This is a genomic window from Nitratidesulfovibrio oxamicus, assembly GCF_015731765.1.
GTDB classification, from domain to species: Bacteria; Desulfobacterota; Desulfovibrionia; order Desulfovibrionales; family Desulfovibrionaceae; genus Cupidesulfovibrio; species Cupidesulfovibrio oxamicus.
This window is the reverse complement of sequence record NZ_VRYY01000183.1, coordinates 1-4,882: the sequence shown is the minus strand read 5'-3', so window position 1 is coordinate 4,882 and position 4,882 is coordinate 1. Positions and strand designations below refer to the sequence as shown.

The following is a 4,882-nucleotide window of genomic DNA, read 5'->3' as shown; positions in this document are numbered from 1 at the left end:
CGCGGCTGCCCCCTCCCGATCCGCACATCCTGACGCCCTGCCGCTCGCGACGGTTGCCGCGCCGCCGATCGGACGCCCCCCCTGCCGCACTCGCCCCCTCCTGGCACCGTCGCCGCTCCCGCCTTTCCGCCGACCTTTCAGCACTGTTGCGAGTGCTTCCTCACGTTTTCCGCAGGGTTCCTCGCATTGACTTACCGGGGGGTATGCCGCATAAGTTTCGGGCTGCCGCGCGGCGGTTTGCGCCGTTTCGCCCGTCATGCCGCTCCTTCGCCATCGCGAAGGGAACCGCAACGGGAACACGCGCCGGGCCGCACACCGCGCAAAACATCGCAAGGGGTCCATCATGCTCGAAATACGCGACCTGCACGTCTGCATCGGCGACGTAGTGGTTCTGAAAGGCATCGATCTCAAGATAGAAGCCGGAGAGACCTTCATCCTGTTCGGTCCCAACGGCTCCGGCAAGACCACCCTGCTCATGACCCTCATGGGCTTCGCCAATTATACCGTCACCCAGGGCCAGATCCTGTTCAAGGGGCAGGACATCACCCATGCACCCATGTACGAGCGCGCCCGTCTCGGCATCGGCATGTCGTTCCAGCGCCCGCCCACCATCCACGGCCTGAAGACCGGACACCTGGTGAAGATGTGCGCCCGCGAGCGCGAGGTGGACGTGGACGACCTGGCCCGCAAGGTCAATTTCGACCGGTTCCTTGAGCGCGACGTCAACGCCGGGTTCTCCGGCGGCGAAATCAAGCGGTCAGAAATGCTCCAGCTCATGGCCCAGCGGCCCGACCTGGTGCTGTTCGATGAACCGGAATCGGGCGTTGACCTCGAGAACATGGCCCTCATCGGTCAGACCGCCCGCCAGTTGCTGGACGGCATGCCCCCGGCGTCCTGCTCGATGAAGCAGCAGAAGGCCCGCTGCAAGACCTCCGGCCTGATCATCACCCACACCGGCTACATTCTCGAATACGTCAACGCCGACCGTGGCCAGGTGATGTACGACGGGCACCTGTGCTGCGAGGCGCGGCCCCGCGACATCCTCGACCACGTCAGCAAGTACGGCTACCAGGAATGCCTGCGCTGCCTCGACAGCGACGCATCGCTCGGCCAGATCAAGGAGGCGCTGTAGCCATGGCTTTCAAGAACGTGGACCTCACGCGCTACAGCTTCGAAGGGGCGCAGGCAGACGCCATCACCGACCTTTCCACGCTGGACGAATTCGACCGCAAGCGGCTGCTGTACGCGGGCATCGACGTGAATGCCAAGGAACGCAGCGGCTCGTTCATGCACATGAACCACAGCGGCGTGCACTGCCAGTCCACCCAGGAAGGCCTGGAACTGATGGACATCAAGCAGGCGCTCAAGACCTATGACGGCCTGCCGCAGTACTTCTGGAAGATGGTGGACCCCAACCGCGACGAATACACCCGCGCGGCTGCGGAACACCTGCACGGCGGCTACTTCATCCGCGCCCGCAAGGGGGCCAGGATCGAAGCGCCCGTTCAGTCGTGCCTGTTCATCAAGGGCAACGGCGTGGGCCAGAACGTGCACAACGTGGTCATCGTGGAAGAAGGCGCGGAGATGCACATCATCACCGGCTGCGCCACGGCCCACGGCACGCGAGAGGCTGCGCACCTGGGCATTTCCGAATTCTTCGTGCACAAGGGCGGCAAGCTCACCTTCACCATGATCCACAACTGGGGCGAAGACACCGCGGTGCGTCCGCGTTCCGCCGGGGTGCTCGAGGAAGACGCGGTGCTGGTGAACAACTACGTGCTGCTCAAGCCCGTGAAGGACTTGCAGATGTACCCCACCCTCACCCTTGCCGGGCGCGGGTCGGTGGCGCGGTTCAACTCGGTCATCGTGGCGCCGGAAGGCTCGTACGTGGATACGGGCAACCGCATCCTGCTCAACGCGCCCGACACGCGCGGCGAAATCATCGCCCGCACCCTGACCACCGGCGGCACCATCATCAACCGGGGGCACATCGGCGCCTACCAGGTGCCCGCGCGCGGCCACCTGGAATGCAAGGGCCTGATCCTGGGCAACGGCGTCATCCACGCCATTCCGGAACTCGAAGGCACCGTGGACGGCGTGGAACTGTCACACGAGGCAGCCGTCGGCAAGATCGCGCAGGAAGAAATCGAATACCTCATGGCGCGTGGCCTGGACGAGGACGAAGCAACCTCCACCATCGTGCGCGGCTTCCTGAACGTGGACATCATGGGCCTGCCCCGCGAACTGGAACAGGCGGTGGAAGACCAGATCAACCAGCTGGACGCCAGCGACGCCATGTAGCCGGCCGCCGCGGATAGCCGCGCAACGGCACGCCATGACTCACCATGACGCGGCATGACTCACCATGACGCGCCATGGCACGCAACGTCGCAGAACGGCGGCAGGCAGCGCCAGTCAGCGGTACCCGCGCCACCAGCCTGAAAAGAAACGATGACGGCCCCGGCAGTTGCATGCTGCCGGGGCCGTCTTGCGCGTGACAGGGAAAGGGTGAAAACCGATGCGTGCGCCTGCCGGGCTACCCGGCCTTGCGCTGCAACTCCGTCACCAGACCGCGCAGTTCTTCGGCCATACGCCCCAGGTCGCGGATTTCCTTGTCCTCTTCGGTCACCAGGCGGCCATTGTCGCGGGCAATCCCGTCCACCTGCGCAAGGCTGCGGGTAATCTGCTCCGATGCGGCGGACTGCTGTTCTGCCGCGGCGGCAATGGCCTGCACCTGCCCGGTGACGTGCACGGCCATGTCCAGGATGCCGCGCAGCACCTCGCCGGAATCCGCGGAGCGCCTCTCCGCCAGTTCCATGGCCCGCAGCGAATCGTCCATGCTGCGTGCATTGGCCTCGGTCAGCGACTGGATGCCCTTGATGGTCTCGCCCACCTCGCGGGTGGCGTTCATGGTCTTTTCGGCCAGCTTGCGCACCTCGTCCGCCACCACGGCAAAGCCGCGTCCGGCGTCACCGGCGCGGGCCGCCTCGATGGCGGCATTGAGGGCCAGCAGGTTGGTCTGGTCGGCAATATCGTTGATGACGCTCATGACCGTGCCGATGGCCTCAGACTGGCCGCCCAGCCTGCGCATGTTCTCGTGCAGGCTTTCGGCAAGCTGGCGCAACTCGCCCATGGCGTCCATGGTGGCGGTGACGGCCTCGGCCCCCTGCCGGGCCCGCTCGCGCGAAGCTTCCGTCTCGCGGGCGGCATCGGCGGCGCTGCGGGCCACGTCCATGACCGAGGCGTTCATCTGCTCCATGGCGGTGGCGGTTTCGGCCACGCGGGTGGTCTGCGAACGCGATCCCTCGGACAGCGTGGCCGAACGGCTGGCCAGTTCGCGCGCTGAGACGCCAAGATCCTCGGTCATGCGTTGCAAGTGCAGGGCCGCCTCCAGCATGCCTTCCTTGGAGGCCATGGCGGCGCGGGCCTGCTCGTCGGCGTTGCGGGCGGCCTCGCTGGCGCTTTCCGCCAGGCGACGGGCTTCGTCCTGCTGGGCGCTCATGCGCGCGATGTTGCCGCGCAAGGTGGTGACCATCACATCCAGGGCCGACTGCAAGGCGGATACCTCGTCCTCGCCCTCCACGGCGATGTGGCAGTCAAGATCGCCCGCCGCGATGTCCTGCGCGGTGCGGGTAGCCTCGCGCAGGGGCAGTACGATGGACCGGGCCAGCAGATAGGCCACCGGCAGCCCCACAAACAGCAACAGGCCCAGCACTACGGCGTAGGTGTACATCACCTCGCGGGTGCGCACCTGTTCCATGGAATTGGCCACCTGCGCTTCGGCAGCCTCGATATTGTCGAGGTAGATGCCCGTGCCCACCCAGAACGGGGTGCCGGGAATGCTTTCGGCGTAGCCCAGCTTGGGCTGGTCGCCCATGCCCGGCTTGGGGAACACGAAGGTCACAAATCCGCCCCCGGCAGATGCCACGCGGGACAATTCACGCACATAGTACTTGCCCTCGCGGTCCTTGGTGTCGCCCAGGTCCTTGCCCACCAACTGCTTCTGCACAGGGTGCGCGGCGTTCACGGTACCCTTGTACACGTAGAAGTAGCCGGAGCGGTCCGCGTCAAAGCGCACCCGTTCCACCCCCTTTGCGATGACTGACCGCTGCGCCTCTTCATCCAGCCCGGTGGACAAGTCTCCAAGGGATACGGCCAGGGCATGGGTAAGTGCCTGAATGCGGTTCTTCTCGGCTGAAAGCATGCTCTCCTTGGCCGTGGCGATGCCCGCCCCGGCTATGTGGTCCGCCACCCAGTACAACCCCACGGCCATTCCGGCCAGGAACAGGGTCATGATGGCGAACAAGGCATAGATGCGTTTGGCGATGGTAAACTTGCGGAACATGTTCCCCCCAAGGCAACCGACGAAAGGTGAAAAAAAAGGCCGCCATGCGACAGCCACGCGTTCGTGCGCACAGTCAGCAGAATCCCTGACAAGGTAAGTCCGGGAACCCCCGCTGACAATGAGTGTTATCCCTACCTTTTGCCAGTGTTCACCCTTCTGGCATGGCACGTCGAACCGACCACCGCCGTGGCAACGTCATATCAGCCGTCCATTTCGTGTCTGGCTGTCGCATCGTCACGGATATGTCGCATGCATTACACGCCGCCCATTGGCGCGTCCCTCGCCTCACGCAGCCCTCCCATGTCGCGTGCATGTCCCAACGCCTCATCCCCGCCTCCACAGCCGTTCCCTGCCGCCGAACGCACGAAGGCCCCGGTGATTTCTCACCGGGGCCTTTTCGTGATGTGTCGGGATGCGGTTGCGCATCCCTTTGAGAATAAGTGCTGGCATCGGCCTACTTTCCCACGCAAGAGTACGCAGTATCATCGGCGATGGAGGGCTTAACTTCCGAGTTCGGAATGGGATCGGGTGTACCCC

At 64.9% G+C, this 4,882-nt stretch carries 3 protein-coding genes and 1 rRNA gene; 2 read left to right on the top strand and 2 right to left on the bottom strand.

Annotated features, from left to right (window positions below):
* The first annotated feature begins 343 nt into the window (after nt 1-343).
* Nucleotides 344-1,132, top strand: a complete 789-nt coding sequence (locus FVW20_RS07615) for an ABC transporter ATP-binding protein (RefSeq protein WP_196608956.1) — start codon at nt 344-346, stop codon at nt 1,130-1,132.
* Between the two features lie 2 nt (nt 1,133-1,134).
* Nucleotides 1,135-2,301, top strand: a complete 1,167-nt coding sequence (locus tag FVW20_RS07610; protein ID WP_167123554.1) for a SufB/SufD family protein — start codon at nt 1,135-1,137, stop codon at nt 2,299-2,301.
* A 235-nt stretch (nt 2,302-2,536) separates the two neighbouring features.
* On the opposite strand, the gene FVW20_RS07605 is transcribed toward FVW20_RS07610, so the two are convergent.
* On the bottom strand, nt 2,537-4,345 hold the full coding sequence (locus FVW20_RS07605; protein ID WP_196608955.1) for a methyl-accepting chemotaxis protein: 1,809 nt from the start codon (nt 4,343-4,345) through the stop codon (nt 2,537-2,539).
* Nucleotides 4,346-4,786: 441 nt separating this feature from the next.
* Nucleotides 4,787-4,882: ribosomal RNA gene (gene rrf / locus FVW20_RS07600) — 5S ribosomal RNA — on the bottom strand; the annotation flags it as partial.